Source organism: Albidovulum inexpectatum (genome assembly GCF_002927635.1).
Classification (GTDB): domain Bacteria; phylum Pseudomonadota; class Alphaproteobacteria; order Rhodobacterales; family Rhodobacteraceae; genus Albidovulum; species Albidovulum inexpectatum.
Genome location: NZ_PRDS01000003.1, coordinates 60,924 through 80,803, shown reverse-complemented (window position 1 = coordinate 80,803; position 19,880 = coordinate 60,924). Strand labels below are relative to the sequence as shown.

The window sequence follows — 19,880 nt, the reverse complement described above, 5'->3', positions numbered from 1 at the left end:
TCTATTCCGCGCTTTCATTCAGTTGGTGCCAGGCATAGGCCCGGCCATCGGGATAGACCGCCACGACGCGATCCACACCGGGGGCGATGTCACGCTCGGCCAGAAAGGCAAGGGCAAGGCCGGCCTCGAGGTCATTGCCGATCCGGACGGCATCGAAACATGGGAAATGGCGCGGGGCGATGCGTGGCTCGGCCTGCGGCCACGGCGTGAAATCCCGCGTCAGTTCCTCGGTGGGCAGATCAATGCGAAAGCAGGCCCGGTACCGCAGTGGCGAGCTGTCGGCATCGATCCCCTGAAAGTCGCGGATCGGCACGTCGCGCAGCGCGCCGGTGCGGTCGGTCAGGCGGATGCGGGCGCGTTCGGTTCCCGGCTGGATCGTCCGGTAATAGGCATATTCCTGCGTGTAGTACACGCCCGCCCCGACCGCCAGCGCCGTGGCGACCAGGAAACCGGCAACGATCCGGCCATTCATGCGAAACGCTCCCCGCGGTTGCGGCCTGTCATGCGGCCTCCTCGGCGGCCGGCGTGCGCAGGAAGGCGTCGGCACATTTCTTTGCCAGCGTGCGCACGCGGCCGATATAGGCCTGCCGCTCGGTCACCGAGATCACGCCGCGCGCGTCCAGCAGGTTGAACAGGTGGCTGGCCTTGATGCATTGGTCATAGGCCGGGTGGGCCATGACGATGCGCCGCCCGGCGCTGTCGGTTTCGGCCGCCGCAAGGATACGCTCGCATTCGGCCTCGGCATCCTCGAAATGGCGCAAGAGCATCTCGGTATCGGCCTGCTCGAAGTTCCAGCGACTGTATTCCCGTTCGGTCTGGCGGAAGACATCGCCATAGGTCAGCGGAATGGGCGCGTCGGGATCATTGAATGGCATGTCCATCACGTGGTCGATCCCCAGCACGTACATCGCCAGACGTTCCAGGCCATAGGTCAGCTCGCCCGAGACCGGCTTGCAGTCGTGCCCCCCGACCTGCTGGAAATACGTGAACTGGCTGACCTCCATGCCGTCGCACCAGACCTCCCAGCCCAGCCCCCAGGCGCCCAGGGTGGGGCTTTCCCAGTCGTCCTCGACAAAGCGGATGTCATGCAGGCTGGAATCGATTCCGATCGCGGCCAGCGACCCCAGATACAGCTCCTGCAGGTCCGGCGGGCTGGGCTTGATGATGACCTGATACTGGTAATAGTGCTGCAGGCGGTTCGGGTTCTCGCCATAGCGCCCATCGGTCGGCCGGCGCGAAGGCTGGACATAGGCCGCGGCCCAGGGCTTTGCGCCCAGCGATCGCAAGGTGGTTGCGGGGTGGAACGTGCCCGCGCCAACTTCCATGTCATATGGCTGAAGAATGGCACAGCCCTTGTCGGCCCAATAGTTCTGAAGCCGCAGGATGATTTCCTGGAACGATCTTGGGGCGGTCTGTTTCATCTGGTTTGTCCTTGCGCCAAAGCGCGTTCTCAATAGGCAACAGGTGGGGCACGGTCAATCGGCGCAGGCACGATTCGGCCGTGACCTTGCCGCACAGGTTGATAGTTTCGGGACCAATTCGTTCCGATGGGAAACAGGAGTTCTTCGAATATGCGGATTTCGGGCGTGCTGGCCAGGACAATTCAGGTTCTGGTTCTTGTGATGAGTGCGGGCGCAGCCATGGCCCAGCAGACCTGGATTCAGGTCGAGGCGCGCGCGACCCTTGCCCAGGCGGAATTGCGTGCACGCGACTATGCCGCAGACTTTCCCGACGTGGCGGGTTTTGCGATGACCACCGGCTGGTATGCAATTGCGCTTGGCCCCGACACGCCCGAAGGCGCGCGCCGGCGCATGCAGGCGCTCAAGCGCGAAGGCCTGATCCCGTCGGATTCCTATGTCACGGAAGGCCGCCGATACACGGCGCGGTTCTGGCCTCGCGATGGCGCGGTGGGAACGGCGCTGGCCCCGCAGGCCGCACCGGCTTCCCCCACACTTGAGCCTGCCGACCAGACACCGGCCGAGGCGCGCGCGGCCGAAGCCCTGCTGCTTCCCGAAGAGCGTCGCGCGGTGCAGGAAGCCCTGCGCTGGGAGGCGCATTACAAGGGCATGATCGATGGCGCCTTCGGCCCCGGAACGCGCGCAGCGATGCGTGACTGGCAGATCGCGCATGGATACGAGCCGACAGGCATTCTGACCACCGCCCAGCGCGAACGGCTGCTGTCGGATTGGCGCGCAGATCGCGCGGCGCTGAATTTGCAAAGCGTTTCCGAAGCTTCTGCCGGGGTCGAGATCACCCTGCCCCTGGGCCTTGTCGAGTTCGACAGGGTCGAGCCGCCCTTCGTGCATTACAAGCCGCGCAACGGATCGGGGATGCGCGCATTGCTGATTTCGATGCCGGGCAGCCAGACCACGCTGTCGGCGCTTTATGACGTGATGCAGAGCCTTTCGCTGATCCCGACCCAGGGCGAACGCCGGTTGCGCGCGCGCAATTTCACGATCGACGGCGCAAACGACAGCCGCGCGGCGCATGTCGAGGCATATCTTGCCGGGAACACGATCAAGGGCTTTGCATTGATCTGGCCGCGCGAGCAGGATCGCAATGCCCAGCGTGCGCTGGAAGAGATGCAGGCAAGCTTCCGACCGCTTGACGGCGCCGTTCTGCCGGAACCCGCAACGCAGCTTGCTCCGAGCGGTGACATGCTGGCAGGTTTGCGGGTCCGCCGGCCCATTGGCGCGGTTTCGGGCTTCTTCGTCTCGCGCGATGGTGTTGTCGCTACGGCGCTGGAGCCGATTTCGGCCTGCGGCCGCGTGACGATCGGCGACGGGATCGACACCCGCATCGTCCATCGCGACGAAGAGGCCGGCCTGGCTCTCTTGCACCCGCTGGACCCCATCGCACCCCGCGCCATCGCACGACTGGGCAACGCCGCCGAGGGCGCCGAGATTGTCGTCGCCGGCTTTGCCTATGGCGACGCGCTGGACCAGGCAACCATCGCCTTGGGACGCGTCGCGCGGATGTCGGGACTGGGCGGCGAGCCCGAGCTGGACCAGCTGGACCTTGCCACGCGCCCGCAAGAGGCCGGTGCTCCGGTCATCGACATGGCGGGCGGGGTCATCGGGATGGTCCTGCCCCAACGCGGCGATCGCATCCTGCCCGGCAATGTCACGCTCAGCCTTGATGGCGCGGCCATCTTGCGGGTTCTTTCGGATGCGGGCATCCCGACCGAAACAGCGGCTCGGCAGGTCGCGACCATGGAACCGGAAGACCTGGCCGCGCTGGGCAGGGATCTGGCAGTGCTTGTATCCTGCTGGGACTGAACGCAGTCATGCGCGCCAGAAGCGGGGCAGGAACAGGACCAGCACGACCAGCAGCTCCAGCCGCCCCAGCAGCATGGCAAATGTCAGGATCCACTTCGCCGCGTCATTCAGCGTGGCGAAGTTTCCCGCGGGGCCGATCGTATCGCCAAGCCCCGGTCCGACATTGGCGATGGCGGTCGCCGCCCCGGACAATGCCGTCGTGAAATCCAGCCCCGTCAGCCCCAGCGCCACGGCGAACAGTCCCAAAGCCAGCACAAAGACGCCAAAGAAACTCATGACCGAAGACATGATTTCCTCGCCAACCGGCTGACCGGCATAGCGTGGCGTCAGGACGCAATGCGGGGCATGAATTCGCCGCACCGCAACCCGGATCGACGCAAACAGCAATTGGTAGCGGAAGATCTTGACCGAACAGCAGGTCGATCCGGCGCAGCCGCCGATCAGGCCAATGAAGAAGAACAGAACAACCGGGAAGCCGCCCCACAACTGGTAGTCCACGCTGGCATAGCCCGTGCCCGTGATGATCGAGGTCACGTTGAACAGGGCCTCGCGCAGGGCATGTTCGAAATGGTCGCCATTGGCAACGATCCGATAGGCCGTGATCACCGCCACCAGAACCGCAATCACCTGAAGAAAGCCCCGCACCTGCGGATCCTGCCAAAGCGGTCGCAGCCTGCCTGCCATTGCCTGCACGTACAGGACAAAAGGCAGGCTGGCGAGCACCATGAAGACCGAGGCGACATATTCCGGCAAGCCCTGATAGGCGCCGAACGACGCGTCGCCCGTGGAAAAGCCCCCCGTCGACATCGTGGTCAGCGCGTGATTGATCGCCTGGAACCCATCCATGCCCACCGCGATATAGGCCAGCGTGCAAAGAACCGTCAGCCCGACATAGATCGCGGTGATCCTGGACGCGATCTCGGCCGCGCGCGGCAGGATCTTGCCGCCAGTGTCAAAGGCCTCGGACCGGAAGATCTGCATACCACCGACCCGAAGTTCGGGCAGGAAGACCATCGCCACGATGACGATCCCGATCCCGCCGAACCATTGCAGCATCGACCGCCAGAGCAGCAGGCCTCGTGGCAGGGCATCAAGCCCCGTGAACACGGTCGAACCGGTCGTGGTAAGGCCCGACATGGCTTCGAAAATCGCGTCAACAGCGCGCGCATCCGTCGCGCCCAGGATCATCGGCAGGGCCCCGAAGAGCGGCAGGACCACCCAGACTCCGGTCGCCAGAAGAAAGCTTTGCTGCAGCGTCAACCGGTCGCGCGGACCATTGGCCGAGGCCACGGCCAAGGCCCCACCCACGACCAGCGAAATCATCGCGCTTTCGGCAAAGGCTGGCCAATGACCATTGCGTTCGGCGATGTCCACGCCCATGGGAACGACCATCGTCGCACCCAGAACGCAGGTTAGCAGTCCAATGACATAGACGACGGGCCGAAGATCCATCATTCGAACGACTTTCCCCTGCCCGCGCGACGTGTCAAGACGGCGCCCCCTAGACCCGCCAGAAACGCGGCAGCACGATCACGAAGACCGACAAGAGCGACAGGCGCCCCAGGATCATGGCCAGTGCCATCAGGATCTTGGCCAGGTCGGGATAATCCACGAATGTGCCGGTCCGCGCCAGAAGCGGGCCATAGCCATATCCGATATTTCCGATCGTCGTCCACGCCGCCAGAAGCGCCGATTCAACGTCCACGCCCGTATCCAGGATCAGAACGGCGATCACGCCGAACGTCGTCAGAAATGCGCCCAGATACAGGGTGATCGCGCCCATCGTATCGGCATCGACGGGGCGGCCGTCATATTTCAGGGGAACCACGCGATGGGCGGCATGCATCCGCTTGATCTCGGCCCAGACCCCGCGCAGCAAGACCTGAACGCGAAAGATCGAAAGACCGGCCGCACTTGACCCCGAGCAGGCGCCGACGATGCCCAGCCAGAAGGCGACCATCATGGCAAAGCCGCCCCAGGACGGAAAGGTTTCGGTGGAAAATCCCGTCGAGGACATCACCGACACCAGGTTGAACATGGTTTCGCGCAGAACCGGCTCTGCGGCCTGATCCGAGGTGGCCGCGCGCCAGACGGACACCGCCAGCACGGCGCATCCGACCCAGGTCAGATAGCCACGCACCTGCGCATCGGCCAGCAGCGCCCGGGCGTCTCCGCGCATCAGCTGGACATAGCGGATATAGGGCAGACTGCCCAGCAGCATGAATGCCGTCGCCGCATAATGGATCGGCGGGGCATAGCCCGCAAAAGACGACGCGCGCGGCGAAAATCCTCCCGTCGCGATCGTGGCCAGGCCGTGATCCAGCGCCTCCAGGCGCGGCATGCCAAGCCCCGCATAGACAAGGATGCACAGCAATGTCAGCCCGGAATAGACCATGAACAGCTCGATCGCGATATCGCGCGCGCGGGGCAGGACCTTGCCGAACGTATCGAAGCCCTCGGTGCGAAAGAACTGCATGCCGCCCACGCGCATGACCGGCAGAAAGATCATGGCGATGAACGCGATACCAAGCCCGCCCAGCCAGTTCAGCATCGCGCGCCACAGGTGAACGCCTGCCGGCAGCGAGTCGATGTCGACGAAAACTGACGCGCCGGTCGTCGTTATGCCTGAGACGGCCTCGTACCACGCGTCCAGAAAACGCGCATCGGGTTTGCCAATCACGAAGGGCAAGGCGCCGAACACCGGCAAGGTCAACCAGATGCCAATGGTCAAAAGGAAGGCCTGCCGCAGGCTTGGCGGCGGCGCATCGGGCTGGTGGCAGGCCAGCGAAAGGAATGCACCGGACAGGATCGTGATAATCGCGGCCTCCTGAAAGGCCCGCCAGTTCGGATCGCCCAGCGCAAGGTCAAGGAACATGGGCATGACCATGACCGCGCCCAGCGCGGCCACGACCAGTCCGACCACAAATCCTACGGGGCGAAGGTCCAGCATGATGCATGCTGGATGCACCCCGCCGTTTTCGGCGTCAAGGCCGCGGTGACGATATCAGCCCGGCTTGTGCAGTGAGGCGAACAGCCGCGGATCAAGGCTTTCGGAAACAAAGGTGGGCCCCTCGATCAGCACCGAGACCGCATCGTGGGAATGCAGGCTTTCCTGATGGCTGGCGATGATGCGGAAATCACCAACCCTTTGATCGGCCAGCAATTGCTGCGCAAAGGCGCGTGCGGCGTCCTCGACGAAGATCGGATTTGCTGCGTTCAGTTCGGCAAAGGCCTGCTCATCCTCGCGCTTGACCATCACCTGCGTTTCGGTCGGCACGGCGGCGCGGGCCAGTTCGATCAGGTCTTCGAACCACAGGCATTTCGACCCGCTGGCGACCACCGAGATGCGCGCGACCGAGCGCTGCGAATGCGGCGTTGCAAGCTGCCCGCGCACCTTGCGGGCATGTTCGGACAGTTCCAGCGAACACGGGCAGGTCGAAGAATAGACGTAATCCAGGTGGATGATACGCTTGCGCTGACCGGCCTGCTCGACCAGTTCCAGCGCGATATCGTAATACTGCCACCCTTCCAGCCCCGAACGCAGCGACTTTTGTCGAACGGGGAACGAGAATCGCATCATCAGCCGCGCATCCACCGCATCATGGTCGCGCTTGTAGTCCTCGATCACCGCCTCCAGAACCTCGAAGGAAAAGGTGCGTTCGGAATGTGCATAGAACGACCGCATGATGCGGCTCATGTTGATCCCCTTGCGGTCGGCATCCAGCGATACCGTTCCGGTGACCGATGCCTCCAGCGTCAAGTCGCCCCCGTCGCGCAGGTGAAACCGGATGGGCAGACGGAAGTTCGAAATGCCGACATGCTGCAGCACCGCCCGCGCCCCGACGATCAGGCTGGTCGGACCATTCTGCAGATCGGGCATCGAGGCGTGATAGGCTTCATCCGGCCTGAAGTCCGAAGGATAGGACCTTGAGAGGTCAGGATAATTCGACACTTCTGCACCCGGAAGCAGGCGCGCGATGGCCGGGTCCAGCCGCGCCACTTCGACCGGGTCGGCCGAGGCCGCCCATTCGCGCAGGGTCTTCAATGCGTTGGCCGCGTCCTCGGCGCTGGGAGCGACGCCAATCTTGCTGAAACTGTTCATCCTGCCCTCCTTCGGGTGCGGGGACCGCTGACATAATGTAGGGTCTGTTGCCGCGCCACCCAAGCACTCGCAACCTTTTACGATCCGATTGCGACACCGGATCAGTTGCCATGCGTGATCATGCGGCCTGCAGGGCGGTCAGAAGATCCCCGATCAGATCATCGGTATCCTCGAGCCCAAGCGACAGGCGCACCAGCCCGGGCGTAATGCCCAGACGCGCCTTCTGGTCGTCGGGCAGACGCTGATGGGTCGTCGTCGCCGGATGCGTCGCGATGGACTTCGCGTCCCCCAGATTGTTCGAGATCTTCACGATCCTCAGCGCATTCAGGAAACGAAAGGCCGCATCCTTGCCGCCCGCAAGGTCAAGCGAGACGACGGTACCGCCGGCCCCCATCTGCTGCATCGCCAGATCGTGCTGCGGATGGTCTTTCAGGCCCGGATAGATGACGCGGCTCAGCTTCGGGTGGCCGCTCAGCGCCTCGGCCACGGCCTGCGCGGTCGCGGCCTGTGCCCGCACGCGCAGGTCCAGCGTCTCCATGCCCTTCAGCATGACCCAGGCGTTGAAGGGGCTCAGCGCGCCGCCGGTATGCTTCAGATAGGGTTCCAGCACCTTGCGGATATAGTCCCGGCTGCCACAGACAACGCCGCCAAGGCACCGCCCCGCCCCATCGATATGCTTGGTGGCCGAATAGACGACGACATCGGCACCAAGTTCGACCGCGCGCGAAAAGACCGGCGTGGCAAAGACGTTGTCCACGATGACCAGCGCCCCGTTGGCATGGGCGATATCGGCCACCGCGCGGATGTCCACCACCTCCAGCGTCGGGTTCGACACGCTTTCCAGGAAGACGGCCCTGGTGTCCGGACGGACCGCCGCGCGCCACTGGTCCAGGTCGGTCCCATCGACAAAGGTGACCTCGACGCCGAACCGTCCCAGCAGCTCCAGCACATAGAGGCAGGAGCCAAACAGCGCCCGGGCAGCCACGACATGGTCGCCCGCCTTGACCAGCGATGTCAGCGCGCCATTCACAGCCGCCATGCCGCTGGCGGTGGCAAACGCGTCCTCGGTGCCTTCAAGCGCCGCCATGCGCTCTTCGAATATCCGCACGGTCGGGTTGCCGTAACGGGCATAGATGAATTCGTCTTCGCCCAGCTCGATGAAACGCGCCTCGGCCTGTTCGGCGCTGTCATAGACGAAGCCCTGTGTCAGGAAGATCGCCTCGGACATTTCGCCATACTGGCTGCGCCGCGCGCCTTCGTGGATCAGTTTCGTGCGTGTCTTCCAATCTGCCATGGCGGGTCCCTCGGCACAAAAAAGCCCCACCGGTAAAGGCGGGGCGTCCTGCTCCTACCTCTTTAGCGGCATCTTTAACGTGGCCCGCAATCCGGTGAACAAATCGCCACGCCGCAGGCGATAGCGCGCGCGAAGGACCGGGTCAACAGCCGGCTGGCATCGGCATGGCGATTCCGATGCACAATGCCTGCGCAAGAATTCACGAACTTCCGCGACGGCCGGACTTGAAGCCGCAGCAACGCGAGGCAAAGTTGGTGCAAAAGGAGAGCAAGCATGACCAGACCCATCGAACTCTACTACTGGCCCACGCCGAATGGCTGGAAAATCTCGATCGCATTGGAGGAGATGGAGCTGCCCTACAAGGTGCATTACGTCAACATCGGCGCAGGCGACCAGTTCAAGCCCGAGTTCCTGAAGATTTCGCCCAACAACCGGATGCCGGCCATCGTCGACCCCGATGGGCCTGATGGCGCTCCGATCTCGATCTTCGAGTCCGGCGCGATCCTGCAATATCTCGCCCGCAAGACGGGGAAATTCTATGGCACGAACGAACGCGAGCGCGTCGCGGTCGAGGAATGGCTGTTCTGGCAGGTGGGCGGGGTTGGCCCGATGGCGGGCCAGGCGCACCACTTCCTGAAATATGCCCCGTCGATGGAACCCCCGCAGGTGCTGCCTTATGCGCAGGAACGCTATCGACGCGAGGTCGCGCGGCTTTACGGCGTGCTTGATCGTCGTCTGGCCGACAACCGCTATGTCGCGGGCGATTTCTATTCGATCGCCGACATGGCGCTGTGGGGCTGGTGTTCGTTGTGGGAAGGCCAGGGCCAGACCCTGGATGACAAGCCGAACATGAAGCGCTGGCTGGAAGAGGTCGGCGCACGTCCCGCCGTTCAGCGTGGCCGCGCGCTTGGCGCCGAAAATCGGGCGGACCTGACCTCTAACCGCAAGGCGCAGGAAGTGCTTTTCAAGCGCTGAGCGGATTTGGCGGGGCGCCGGCCGCGCGCCCCGTCACGCGCGATGCCACAGGCAAAGCGTGTCTTGCCCGACGACCTCGATACCCTTGAGACAATAGCGGGGCGCATCGCCCAATCGATCCAGGCCAAGCGCACCGATGCCGGGCCGGCCATTCGCGCCCAGCAGGATGCCAGCCGAGAAAACCGCGATTTCATCCACCAGACCGGCCTCGACCAAGGCAGCGGCCAGCTGCCCCCCGCCCTCGCAGAAGACGCGCGTCAGGCCACGGGCCCCCAGGGCTGCCAGCATCGAACGGACCCCAAGCCCGGTGCCGTCAGCGGGGCATTCGATCAGTTCAGCGCCAGCCCGCAGCCACGCCTCGCGCCGCTCCACCGGGGCTTCGGGGCCATGCAGAATCCATACCGGAACCTCACGCGCGGTCGAGGCCAGCATGCCATCCAGCGGAAGGTCCAGCAGGCCGGAGGCCACGACGCGCACGGGTTGATGGTCGATACCCAGATCCCGCACGGTCAACGATGGATCATCGGCGCGCACCGTGCCCGCGCCGACCAGAATCGCGTCATGGCTGGCACGCATGGCATGAACCCTGCGACGCGCCAGCGCCCCGGTGATCCACTTGCTTTCGCCCCCGGCGGTGGCGATCCGACCATCCAGACTGAAGGCCATCTTCAGCGTGACCATGGGCCGCCCCTCGGTCACGCGCGTCAGGAAGCCCCGCTGCAAGCTGCGTGCCTCTTCGGCCAACACGCCGGTATCGACCACGATCCCCGCATCGCGCAGCATCTGGTGGCCGCGCCCGGCCACGCGCGGATCGGGGTCCTGAATCGCGGTCACGACACGGGCCACGCCCGAGCCGATCAGCGCCTCGGCGCAGGGCGGTGTGCGGCCGTGATGGGCGCATGGCTCCAAAGTGACGTATGCCGTCGCACCCCGCGCACGGGATCCCGCCTGTTGCAAGGCAACCGTTTCGGCATGGGGGCGTCCGCCGGGCTGGGTCCAGCCTCGCCCGACGACGCGCCCGTCGCGCACGATCACGCAGCCCACCGCCGGGTTGGGCCACACCCGACCCAGCCCCCTGCGCGCAAGCCCCAGGGCATGGGTCATGTGATACAGGTCTACCCTGCTGCTCACTCTTCGGTCGCGACTGAAGGGCGCAGTTCCGATACGAACTTGTCGAAATCGTCTGCCGCCTGGAAGTTCTTGTAGACGCTTGCGAAACGCACATAGGCGACGGTATCGATACGCGCCAGCGTCTCCATCACGATTTCCCCGATCGTCTTCGACGGGATGTCGGTTTCGCCCAGAGATTCCAGCCGCCGCACGATGCCCGAGATCATCTGGTCGATCCGTTCCGGTTCGATGGGGCGTTTCTGCATGGCGATACGGATCGAACGCTCCAGCTTGGCCCGATCAAAGTCCTCGCGCCGTCCGTTGGACTTGATGACGACCAGATCGCGCAGCTGGACCCGCTCATAGGTGGTGAACCGTCCCCCGCAAGCCGCGCAAAAGCGGCGGCGGCGGATCGCAACATGATCCTCGGCCGGTCTAGAATCCTTCACCTGCGTGTCGATATTCCCGCAAAACGGACAGCGCATCCCGTCTCCCTTGGCCCAGAGCCCCCATTATCCACAGGCACTATAGGCCGACCTCTATCCTTTGGGTAGGGGGCATGTTCCTCCACCAGATCGCGATTCCCGATCCCGGGGGGAAAGGTGCGCGCACATTCCCCTGCCGCAGCACGCGCAATGCGGGCATTTTCGCTCGATCGGGAAGACGCAGCATCTGAAGTGCCGCGACGCCCGGTACGACCGTCATAACGGAGTCCGCGCGCCATCCTCCTCAGGTCGAGCGGACAAAATGAGCCACCACCTGACGGTCATGGGGCGCTCGGCGATGTTCGAACAGGTAGACTCCCTGCCATGTTCCCAGAGCCGGGCGCCCCTCTGCCACCGGGATCGAGATACTCACCGGCAAAAGCGCGGCCTTGATATGCGCCGGCATGTCGTCCGGGCCTTCATAGGTATGGCGCAGCCAGCGCATCGAGGCATCGTCGGCGTCGGGAACCAGACGACGCAGGAATTCGGCCAGGTCGTCACGCACCTCGGGATCGGCATTCTCCTGGATCAGCAGCGAACAGGATGTGTGGCGAACGAACAGCGTCAGAAGCCCCGTGCCAAGTGGCCCACAGAACTTGCGTATGTCCTGGGTGAATTCATACAGCCCCGCCCCCCGGGTCGAGATCACGAATATGCGCTGCATCGTTACTTTCTTCCCCCTGACCGAATTCCGTGCCAGATTCGTCGGGCGATCTGGCGGGCCATGTCGTGGCGCCGGAATTCCGGCTTGCGCGTCTTGCGGTCGAAGACCGTGAAGGTCACCGTATCGCGCCTGTCAAGCATCGTGATCGGTTCGTATCTCAGCCCCAACCGCCAGGCGAGATAGGGAAAGGACACCTGGTCGCGGCGCGAAAAGCGCAGCACATGTTCGAACCACCTCTCTCCAAAGCGGGCGATGTCGGGGGCGTTATGACGACGGACCAGGAAATGCCCCTCGATCAGGCCGAAATGTTCGGGCATGCCTTCTTGCCGATAGGTCCGGGCGCGTTCGCGCAGGATGCGCGGATCATCGAGGCCCAGCTCCCAGGCAGTGCGCAGTTCCTGATAGACGCAGTCGCGGCGGAAATGCGGAAAGGCAAGGAAGCCGGCGTCGGTTGCCGATTGCAGCCTTGCCAGCAGGTCGCACGGATCGCGGCGCAGAATGCTCTTGTTGTCGATCCAGATCGACCATTCGGCATCGGGAAAATAGCGATGGGGCATCAGCTTTGCCCGACGCGAAGCGCGCGCCGGGTCCAGCCCCATGGCAGGCTCGTGAATGACTTCGACCCCCGGAAGGGACAGGTCGTGCCGGTCGGTGAACAGCACCCTGCGGCAGCTGTCGAACGGTCCGAACACCTGCGCGTTCAGCGGTTCGGCCTCGCCATACCATGCGGAATACAGAACGAGCGACATGGGTTCCCTGCCTGACAGTCGCGCCCCTTGGGCAGAGCATACCCTGTCAGGCGCGGCGCAAAAGCCCGTTCCGCCCCGGTCAGCGCAATTTCAGCGTCGCAAGACCGATCAGCGCAAGGATCAGCGAGATGATCCAGAATCGTATCACGATCTGAGGCTCCGACCAGCCCTTCTTTTCAAAGTGGTGATGGATCGGCGCCATCAAGAAGACCCTTTTGCCCGTGCGCTTGAAATACAGAACCTGGATGATTACCGACAGCGCCTCGACCACGAAAAGGCCGCCGACGATCGCGAGGACAATTTCGTGCTTCGTCACGACGGCAATCGCCCCCAGCGCTCCGCCCAGCGCAAGCGAGCCGGTATCGCCCATGAACACGGCGGCCGGCGGCGCGTTGTACCACAGGAATCCCAACCCCCCGCCGATCAGCGCGGCGCAAAAGACAAGGATCTCCCCGGATCCGGGCACGTAATGAACCCCCAGATATTCGGTGAAGTCGATACGGCCCACGGCATAGGCAATGATGCCCAGCGCTGCCGCCGCGATCATCACCGGCATGACGGCCAGTCCGTCCAGACCATCCGTCAGGTTGACTGAATTCGCCGCACCGACAATCACGATCATCGAGAACGGCACGAAGAACCAGCCAAGGTTCAAGAGAACATCCTTGAACAGCGGAACGGCAAGCTTCCACGCCAAGGGCTCGGGGTGAACCATCGCCGCCATCATGCCCGCGAAGCCGGCGATCAGGAAGCCCAGCGCAAGGCGCATCCGAGAGGACAGGCCGCGCGTGTTCTGGCGCGACACCTTGGCATAGTCGTCGGCAAATCCGATCAGCCCATAGGCGCAAGTCACGAAGAGCACGATCCAGATATACGGATTGTCGAGCCGCGCCCAAAGCAGGGTCGAAACGATCATCGCCGAAAGGATGAGAAGCCCGCCCATGGTCGGCGTGCCGGCCTTGGCAAAGTGGGTTTCAGGACCGTCCTCGCGAATGGGCTGGCCACGCTTCTGCTTGCGGCGCAACAGGTCGATCAGCGGCCGCCCGAACAGGAAACCGAATATCAGCGCGGTGAAGAACGCCGCCCCCGCGCGGAACGTGATGTAACGGAACAGGTTGAAGACGTCTCCGCCCTCGGACAGGCTGGACAGCCAATACAGCATCTATTCTTTCCCTTGGGCGCGATCCGCGCCGGGTTGCCCCAGTTTCCGCAACGCGTCAACCACCTGGCTGACGCGCGACCCCTTGGATCCCTTGACCAGCACGACGTCGCCGGCATCGACGATGCGATGCGCCACGCGGGCCATCTCGTCGGCCGTTTCGAACCACAGCCCGCGACGGCTGTCGGGCAGCGCCTGCCACAGTGCGCGCATCCTTGGCCCCACGCAATGCACGATGTCGATGGATGTCATCGCCGGATGGGCCGCAATCTGGCGATGCAGATCGATCTCGTCCGGCCCCAGCTCCAGCATGTCGCCCAGCACGACGATGCGCCGCCCCCGGCCGATACGTCCGATACCGTCCCGAGGCCTGGCCGACGCCAGAACGTCCAGCGCCGCCGAAACGGAGGCGGGATTGGCATTGAATGCGTCGTCGATCAGGTCGAAGCTCTGCTCCTGGTTCACGATGTCCAGATGGATCACCTCGCGCTGTCCGCGCCCGGCTGGCGGCTGCCATCGGGCCAGATCGCAGGCCGAAACGGCAAGGTCCAGATCCAGCGCCCGGGCCACCGCAAGAACGCCCAGCGCGTTCGTGGCGAAATGCCGTCCCGGACCGTTCAGGCGCAACAATACCTGTCCGTCGGCATGGCCGACACGTGCCACGGTCCTGTCCTGAGAAACCATCACCTCGAGCAGGCGAAAGTCGTCTTCGCGCTCTGCGCCGAAGGTCATGATCCGGGATGCCCGCGCTGCCGCCTTGGCCAGAATCGGCGTCGTCTCCAGGCCGGATGGAATGATCGCCGTGCCGTCGGGCTCGAGCCCCTCGAAGATCGACGACTTCTCGCGCGCAATTCCGGCGATCTCGCCAAAGGCCTCCAGGTGCGCCGGCGCCACGGTGGTGATCATGGCGACATGCGGACGGGCAAGACGGGCGAGCGGGGCGATCTCTCCGGGCCGGTTCATGCCGATCTCGATCACCGCGAAGTCCGCTTCGCGGGGCATGCGCGCAAGGGTCAGCGGCACACCCCAATGGTTGTTGAAGCTGGCTTCGGCGGCATGGACCCGGCCCTGGCCCGAAAGCATGGCGCGCAGCATCTCCTTGGTCGATGTCTTGCCGACCGAACCCGTGACGGCGATGACCCGTGCCCCCGTGCGCGCCCGACCCGCGGCACCCAGATCCCACAAGGCGCGCAGAACGTCCGGCACGATCAACAGCGGCGCGTCCGAATCCACGTTGTCAGGCACGCGCGACACCATCGCGCCCGACGCCCCGCGCGCCAGCGCATCGGCAACGAAGTCGTGTCCGTCCCGCCTGTCTGTCAGGGCGATGAACATCTCGCCCGGTCGGATCGTTCGCGTGTCGATCGACAGGCCCGCAATTTCGAAATCGCGCGTCAGGCGCCCGCCGATCGCACGGGCCGCCTCGGCCCCGGTCCAGAGTGCCGACATCAGATGCGCCCCTCCAAAGCGGCCACCGCGACCGAGGCCTGTTCGGCATCGTCGAAGGGATAGACATCATGGCCGATGATCTGGCCGGTTTCATGCCCCTTGCCCGCGATCAGCAGCGCATCGCCCGGCAGCAGCGCGTCCACGCCGCGCAGGATCGCCTCGGCCCGATCGGGGACCTCGATGGCCTCGGGGCAGCCGGCCATGACTTCGGCCCGGATCGAGGCGGGATCTTCGGTTCTGGGATTGTCGTCGGTCACGATGACCAGGTCGGCGTGTTTCGCGGCAACCTCTCCCATCAGCGGACGCTTGGACCGGTCGCGATCCCCGCCCGCGCCAAAGACCACCACGATGCGCCCCATGACATGCGGGCGCAAGGATTGCAGCGCGGCCGCCAGAGCGCCGGGCTTGTGCGAATAATCCACGAAAACGGTCGCACCGTTGTCCCGGCGCGCGACCAGCTGCATGCGCCCTCGCACCGTCGTCAGGCCCGGCAGGGTCGCGAATACGCGCGCGGGCTCGTCCCCCGTGGCGATGGCCAGGCCCGCCGCGGCCAAGACGTTTTCGGCCTGGAACCCGCCGATCAGCGCCAGCCGGACAAGATGGGGCTGCCCCTTCCACATGAAGCGCAGATCCTGCCCGGTTGCATCGAACCTCTGGGCGGCAATGGACAGATCGGCCGCGGGATTGCGGCCCACGGTGATCACCTGCTGGCCGCGCGCGCGCGCGATTTCCAGAATCTCGCGGCCGCGCGGGTCGTCGATATTGACCACGGCCATGCCGTCCTTGGGCAGGACGCGATCAAACAGGCCAGCCTTGGCCGCGAAATAGGCCTCGAATGTCTCATGGTAGTCGAGATGATCCTGGCTGAAATTCGTGAAGGCCGCGGCCTGCAGCCGCACACCGTCAAGCCGCCGCTGGTCAAGACCGTGACTGGAAGCTTCCATTGCCGCATGGGTGATGCCGGCCTGCGCGGCATCGGCCAGCACGCGATGCAGGGTGATCGGTTCGGGCGTGGTATGGGCCAGAGGGGCCTCGAAATCGCCCAGGACGCCCATCGTGCCCAGATTGATCGCCGAATGCCCCAGCGCCTGCCATATCTGACGGGTGAACGTGGCCACCGATGTCTTGCCCGAAGTACCCGTGACCGCGACCATCGTTTCGGGCTGTGCGCCGAACCAGAGCGCCGCGGCGCAGGCAAGCGCCTGCCGGGGGTCTTCCGAGACGATCAGCGCGGCATCCGCGCCGGCCAGCGCATCCCTGGCGATGCGGGCGCCTTCCCGGTCGGTCAGGATCGCCGCGGCACCCATCCGCAATGCGTATTGGATGAATTCGCCGCCATGCATGGTGCTGCCCGGCAGGGCCGCGAACAGGTGGCCGGGACGGACCTGCCGGCTGTCCACCGACAGCCCCGTTATGCGCGCCTCACGCCCGCCCTGTGCGGTCAGGCCCAGCTCGGCAAGCGTCTTTGTTTCGGCCATCGCCCGGCCCTCCGCGCATTCGGGGTTCAGTTGCGGACGCGTATTACCCCGGCATCGGCCACGGGTTCAAGTTCCGGACGAAGGCCCAGCAAGGGCGCGGTGCGCCGGATGATCTCGGCCGCGACGGGTACCGCCGTCCATCCGGCGGTGCGGCGCGGCTCGGCGCCCGAAGTCTCGACCGGTTCGTCCAGCGAGACGACAAGGACGTATTTCGGATCGGTGGTCGGAAACACCGAAGCGAAGGTGGCGATCACCTTGTCCTTGGCATAGCCCTTGCCCGTGCGCAGCGGCTTGTCGGCCGTGCCGGTCTTGCCGCCGACGGAATAGCCCGGCACGTCGCCGAAGCTGGCCGTGCCGCGCGCAACGACCTGTCGCAGCATGTCCCGCAGGATCGCCGAGGTACGCTCCGAGATGATTCGCGGCCCCGGTTCGACATGATCTCGACGTAGCAATGTCGGCGTGATCCGCGTGCCGCCGTTGACAAGCGAGGCATAGGCCGCCGCCAGATGCAGCGGGCTTGCCGCGATTCCATGCCCGTAGGAAACGGTCATCGTCGTGATCTCGGGCCATTTTTCGGGGCGCAGGGGCTTGGCGCCCGGCGCCTCGACCAGCTCGACGGGGGTGGGATCGAACATGCCCAGCGCGCGCAGGAATTCCTGCTGCTTGACCGCACCGATCTGCAGCGCGATGCGCGCCGTCCCGATATTCGAGGACTTGACCAGAACATCGGTGACGGAAAGCTGGGGCCCGTAATTGTGGAAGTCGCGAATCTTGAAACGCCCCCAGACCAGGGGCCCCTTGGTGTCGATCATCGTATCGGGGTTGACCAGCCCCATATCGACGGCCTGCGCGATGGCAAACAGCTTGAAGGTCGACCCAAGCTCGTAAAGGCCCTGCACGGCGCGGTTGAACAACGGGCTGTCCGAAGGGTCGCCCGACACGGGCGGAGAGGGCCGATCGTTCGGATCGAAATCGGGCAGCGAGGCCATTGCCACGATCTCGCCGTTATGGGCATCCATCAGGATGGCGGTCGCGCCCTTGGCGTTCATCAGCTTCATGCCCGCGTCCAGGACCTCTTCGACCGTGGCCTGCACGGTCAGATCCAGAGACAGCTGCAGGGGCTTGCCGGCATTGGCGGGGTCGCGCAGCCAGGCATCGAACGTCTTTTCCACCCCCGCGCGTCCGACGATTTCCGCCGCGCGCACACCTTCGCGCCCGAACCCCGCACCGCCAAGAACATGGGCTGCCAGCGGCCCGTTCGGATACAGGCGCATTTCGCGCGGGCCGAACAGAAGCCCCGGCTCGCCGATCTCGTGCACGGCCTGCATCTGCTCGGGCGAGATGCGGCGCTTGATCCACAGAAACTTGCGCTTGCCGGTGAAATCCTTCAGCAGCCGATCCTCGTCCAGGTCCGGGAAGATCGCGGCCAGTTCGTGTGCCGCGCGCTGCGGATCGACCATCAGCGGCGGCTGCGCATACAGCGAATGGGTCAGAAGGTTCGTCGCCAGAATGCGGCCGCGTCGGTCGACGATATCGGCGCGCTGCGCGACGATTCCCGCGCCATGCGAAGCAACCTGCGGCTCTGACGGTTCAGAGGCGGCAAGCGATGCCATCCGCGCGCCAACAAGGCCAAAGCCCATGACAAATGCAACCGACAGGATCAAAAGCCGGCTTTCGGCCCGCATCCGCGCCTTGTCGCGCATCTGTTCGTGCCGAAGACGGATATTCTCGCGTTCGATCGCGTCGGGATTTTCGCCCTTTGCCCGGGCGGCCAGAATGCGCGCAAGAGGACGTAGAGGCGTGCGAGTCATTGCGTCAGATCCTGCGTTGCAACCGTATCGACCGGCTTGGTGATCGGCGGCAGGTCGGGGGCCGGATAGCCGACATCCGCCACGCGACCGAATTGCCGCGGATCCAGGGGCAACAGCCCGAGGCGGGCGAAATTGATGTCGGCCAGTTCGCGCAGACGATCCGGCCGGTTGAGATAGGCCCATTCGGCGCGCAGCACGGCAAGGCTTTCGTTCAACTGACCGATTTCGGCCTGCAGCTCGCGCATCTCGGACAGTTCTGCCTGGGTCCGGTAGTTCTCTCGATAGGCCCAGAAGGCAAGAGCCATGACGGAAATGATGGTGAAGATTGCGAACAGAATGCGCATCAGCCCCCTCCCTTCCTTGCCGGCATGGGAAGACCAAGAGATGCCCTGTCGATCGGACCCGGGGTCGCATCGGTGCGGACGCCGATCCGCAGCCGCGCCGAGCGCGCGCGCGGATTGCGTGCCAGCTCCGCATCATCGGGTGCGATCGCCCTGCGTGTCTTGAGCGTGAAGGTCGGCGCGATCTCCTGCTGTTCGGGCGCGTGGCGGCTGCCCTGCCCCAAAGCCCCGGAACGGATCTGGAAGAACCTCTTGACGATCCGGTCCTCGAGCGAATGGAAGGTCACCACCGCAAGCTGGCCGCCCGGCTTCAATGCGCGCTCGGCCGCGATCAGCCCTTCGGCCAGCTGGCCGAATTCGTCATTCACCGCAATGCGGAGTGCCTGGAAGCTGCGCGTGGCCGGGTGGCTTTGTCCCGGTTTCTGGCGTGGCAGACACGATGCGATGACTTCGGCCAGTTCCAGCGTCCGGGTGAATGGTCTGCGCGCGACGATGGCACGCGCGATCCGGCGCGCCGCGCGTTCCTCGCCATAATGGTACAGGATGTCGGCCAGCTCGGCCTCGGAGGCCGAGTTGACCAGATCGGCAGCGGTCGGGCCGCTGTCGCCCATGCGCATGTCCAGCGGCCCGTCCTTCTGAAAGGAAAAGCCGCGCTCGGGCTGATCCAGCTGCATCGAGGAAACCCCCAGATCAAGGACCACACCATCCACCGGCTGGCCCGCAATCTGGTCGAGATCCGAGAAGGTGCCCTGTCGCAGGATCAGCCTGTCGCCATGGACATCCGCCCAGGCCCGCGCCGGGTCAAAGACCGTCGGGTCGCGGTCGATGCCGATCACCCTGTCCGCCCCGGCATCCAGCAAGGCCCGGGCATATCCGCCTGCGCCAAAGGTGCCATCCACCCAGGTTCCCGATATCGGCGCGACGGCCGCGATCAGGGGATCGATCAGGACGGGAACGTGGGGCGATCCGGAACCTGCACTCATCG

18 protein-coding genes and 1 riboswitch are annotated in these 19,880 nt (G+C 64.8%); of the genes, 2 read left to right on the top strand and 16 right to left on the bottom strand.

Going from position 1 to position 19,880, the window contains the following annotated elements; genetic code table 11:
* Position 1: 1 nt before the first annotated feature.
* Both LV82_RS05850 and LV82_RS05845 read right to left on the bottom strand, forming a co-directional pair.
* A complete protein-coding gene (locus tag LV82_RS05850; protein ID WP_104069927.1) occupies positions 2-472 on the bottom strand; it encodes a DUF6446 family protein in 471 nt (156 codons plus the stop codon).
* 28 nt (positions 473-500) lie between these two features.
* Complete coding sequence (locus LV82_RS05845; protein ID WP_104069925.1) at positions 501-1,421, bottom strand: glycine--tRNA ligase subunit alpha; 921 nt, start codon at positions 1,419-1,421, stop codon at positions 501-503.
* Positions 1,422-1,586: 165 nt separating this feature from the next.
* Here LV82_RS05845 and LV82_RS05840 point away from each other — a divergent pair, with 165 nt between their 5' ends.
* Entirely contained in the window at positions 1,587-3,278 is a 1,692-nt protein-coding gene (locus LV82_RS05840; protein ID WP_170063362.1) for a serine protease, read from the top strand.
* A gap of 6 nt (positions 3,279-3,284) precedes the next feature.
* On the opposite strand, the gene LV82_RS05835 is transcribed toward LV82_RS05840, so the two are convergent.
* From LV82_RS05835 to metZ, 4 genes are all read right to left on the bottom strand, one after another.
* On the bottom strand, positions 3,285-4,733 hold the full coding sequence (locus LV82_RS05835) for a TrkH family potassium uptake protein (RefSeq protein WP_104069922.1): 1,449 nt from the start codon (positions 4,731-4,733) through the stop codon (positions 3,285-3,287).
* A gap of 46 nt (positions 4,734-4,779) precedes the next feature.
* On the bottom strand, positions 4,780-6,228 hold the full coding sequence (locus tag LV82_RS05830; RefSeq protein ID WP_104069921.1) for a TrkH family potassium uptake protein: 1,449 nt from the start codon (positions 6,226-6,228) through the stop codon (positions 4,780-4,782).
* 54 nt (positions 6,229-6,282) lie between these two features.
* A complete protein-coding gene (gene folE2 / locus LV82_RS05825; RefSeq protein ID WP_104069919.1) occupies positions 6,283-7,380 on the bottom strand; it encodes a GTP cyclohydrolase FolE2 in 1,098 nt (365 codons plus the stop codon).
* A gap of 118 nt (positions 7,381-7,498) precedes the next feature.
* Positions 7,499-8,674, bottom strand: a complete 1,176-nt coding sequence (gene metZ, locus LV82_RS05820; protein ID WP_104069917.1) for an O-succinylhomoserine sulfhydrylase — start codon at positions 8,672-8,674, stop codon at positions 7,499-7,501.
* A 41-nt stretch (positions 8,675-8,715) separates the two neighbouring features.
* A riboswitch (SAM riboswitch) is annotated at positions 8,716-8,794 on the bottom strand.
* 153 nt (positions 8,795-8,947) lie between these two features.
* Between metZ and LV82_RS05815 the strand changes: the two genes are divergently transcribed.
* Positions 8,948-9,649, top strand: a complete 702-nt coding sequence (locus LV82_RS05815; protein WP_104069916.1) for a glutathione S-transferase N-terminal domain-containing protein — start codon at positions 8,948-8,950, stop codon at positions 9,647-9,649.
* A gap of 33 nt (positions 9,650-9,682) precedes the next feature.
* On the opposite strand, the gene ribD is transcribed toward LV82_RS05815, so the two are convergent.
* From ribD to rsmH, 10 genes are all read right to left on the bottom strand, one after another.
* Positions 9,683-10,753, bottom strand: a complete 1,071-nt coding sequence (gene ribD / locus LV82_RS05810) for a bifunctional diaminohydroxyphosphoribosylaminopyrimidine deaminase/5-amino-6-(5-phosphoribosylamino)uracil reductase RibD (protein ID WP_104069914.1) — start codon at positions 10,751-10,753, stop codon at positions 9,683-9,685.
* Positions 10,754-10,776: 23 nt separating this feature from the next.
* The gene (gene nrdR / locus LV82_RS05805) at positions 10,777-11,244 is read right to left on the bottom strand and encodes a transcriptional regulator NrdR (RefSeq protein WP_104069912.1); all 468 of its coding nucleotides are present in this window, start codon (positions 11,242-11,244) and stop codon (positions 10,777-10,779) included.
* A gap of 244 nt (positions 11,245-11,488) precedes the next feature.
* A complete protein-coding gene (locus LV82_RS05800) occupies positions 11,489-11,908 on the bottom strand; it encodes a secondary thiamine-phosphate synthase enzyme YjbQ (protein ID WP_104069911.1) in 420 nt (139 codons plus the stop codon).
* Between the two features lie 2 nt (positions 11,909-11,910).
* The gene (locus LV82_RS05795; RefSeq protein WP_104069908.1) at positions 11,911-12,657 is read right to left on the bottom strand and encodes a glycosyltransferase domain-containing protein; all 747 of its coding nucleotides are present in this window, start codon (positions 12,655-12,657) and stop codon (positions 11,911-11,913) included.
* A gap of 79 nt (positions 12,658-12,736) precedes the next feature.
* Positions 12,737-13,819 carry a phospho-N-acetylmuramoyl-pentapeptide-transferase gene (gene mraY / locus LV82_RS05790; RefSeq protein WP_104069906.1) on the bottom strand — a complete coding sequence of 361 codons (1,083 nt, stop codon included), beginning with the start codon at positions 13,817-13,819 and terminating at the stop codon, positions 12,737-12,739.
* Complete coding sequence (locus LV82_RS05785; protein WP_104069904.1) at positions 13,820-15,265, bottom strand: UDP-N-acetylmuramoyl-tripeptide--D-alanyl-D-alanine ligase; 1,446 nt, start codon at positions 15,263-15,265, stop codon at positions 13,820-13,822.
* The gene (locus LV82_RS05780; RefSeq protein WP_104069903.1) at positions 15,265-16,743 is read right to left on the bottom strand and encodes a UDP-N-acetylmuramoyl-L-alanyl-D-glutamate--2,6-diaminopimelate ligase; all 1,479 of its coding nucleotides are present in this window, start codon (positions 16,741-16,743) and stop codon (positions 15,265-15,267) included. Before LV82_RS05780 ends, LV82_RS05785 begins: the two co-directional genes overlap by 1 nt.
* A gap of 26 nt (positions 16,744-16,769) precedes the next feature.
* On the bottom strand, positions 16,770-18,554 hold the full coding sequence (locus tag LV82_RS05775; RefSeq protein WP_104069901.1) for a peptidoglycan D,D-transpeptidase FtsI family protein: 1,785 nt from the start codon (positions 18,552-18,554) through the stop codon (positions 16,770-16,772).
* Positions 18,551-18,898, bottom strand: a complete 348-nt coding sequence (gene ftsL / locus LV82_RS05770) for a cell division protein FtsL (RefSeq protein ID WP_104069899.1) — start codon at positions 18,896-18,898, stop codon at positions 18,551-18,553. The genes LV82_RS05775 and ftsL overlap by 4 nt, the downstream gene beginning before the upstream one ends.
* Positions 18,898-19,878: a 16S rRNA (cytosine(1402)-N(4))-methyltransferase RsmH gene (gene rsmH, locus LV82_RS05765; RefSeq protein ID WP_104069898.1), complete on the bottom strand. Its 981-nt coding sequence runs from the start codon at positions 19,876-19,878 to the stop codon at positions 18,898-18,900. The genes ftsL and rsmH overlap by 1 nt, the downstream gene beginning before the upstream one ends.
* Between the last annotated feature and the right edge of the window lie 2 nt (positions 19,879-19,880).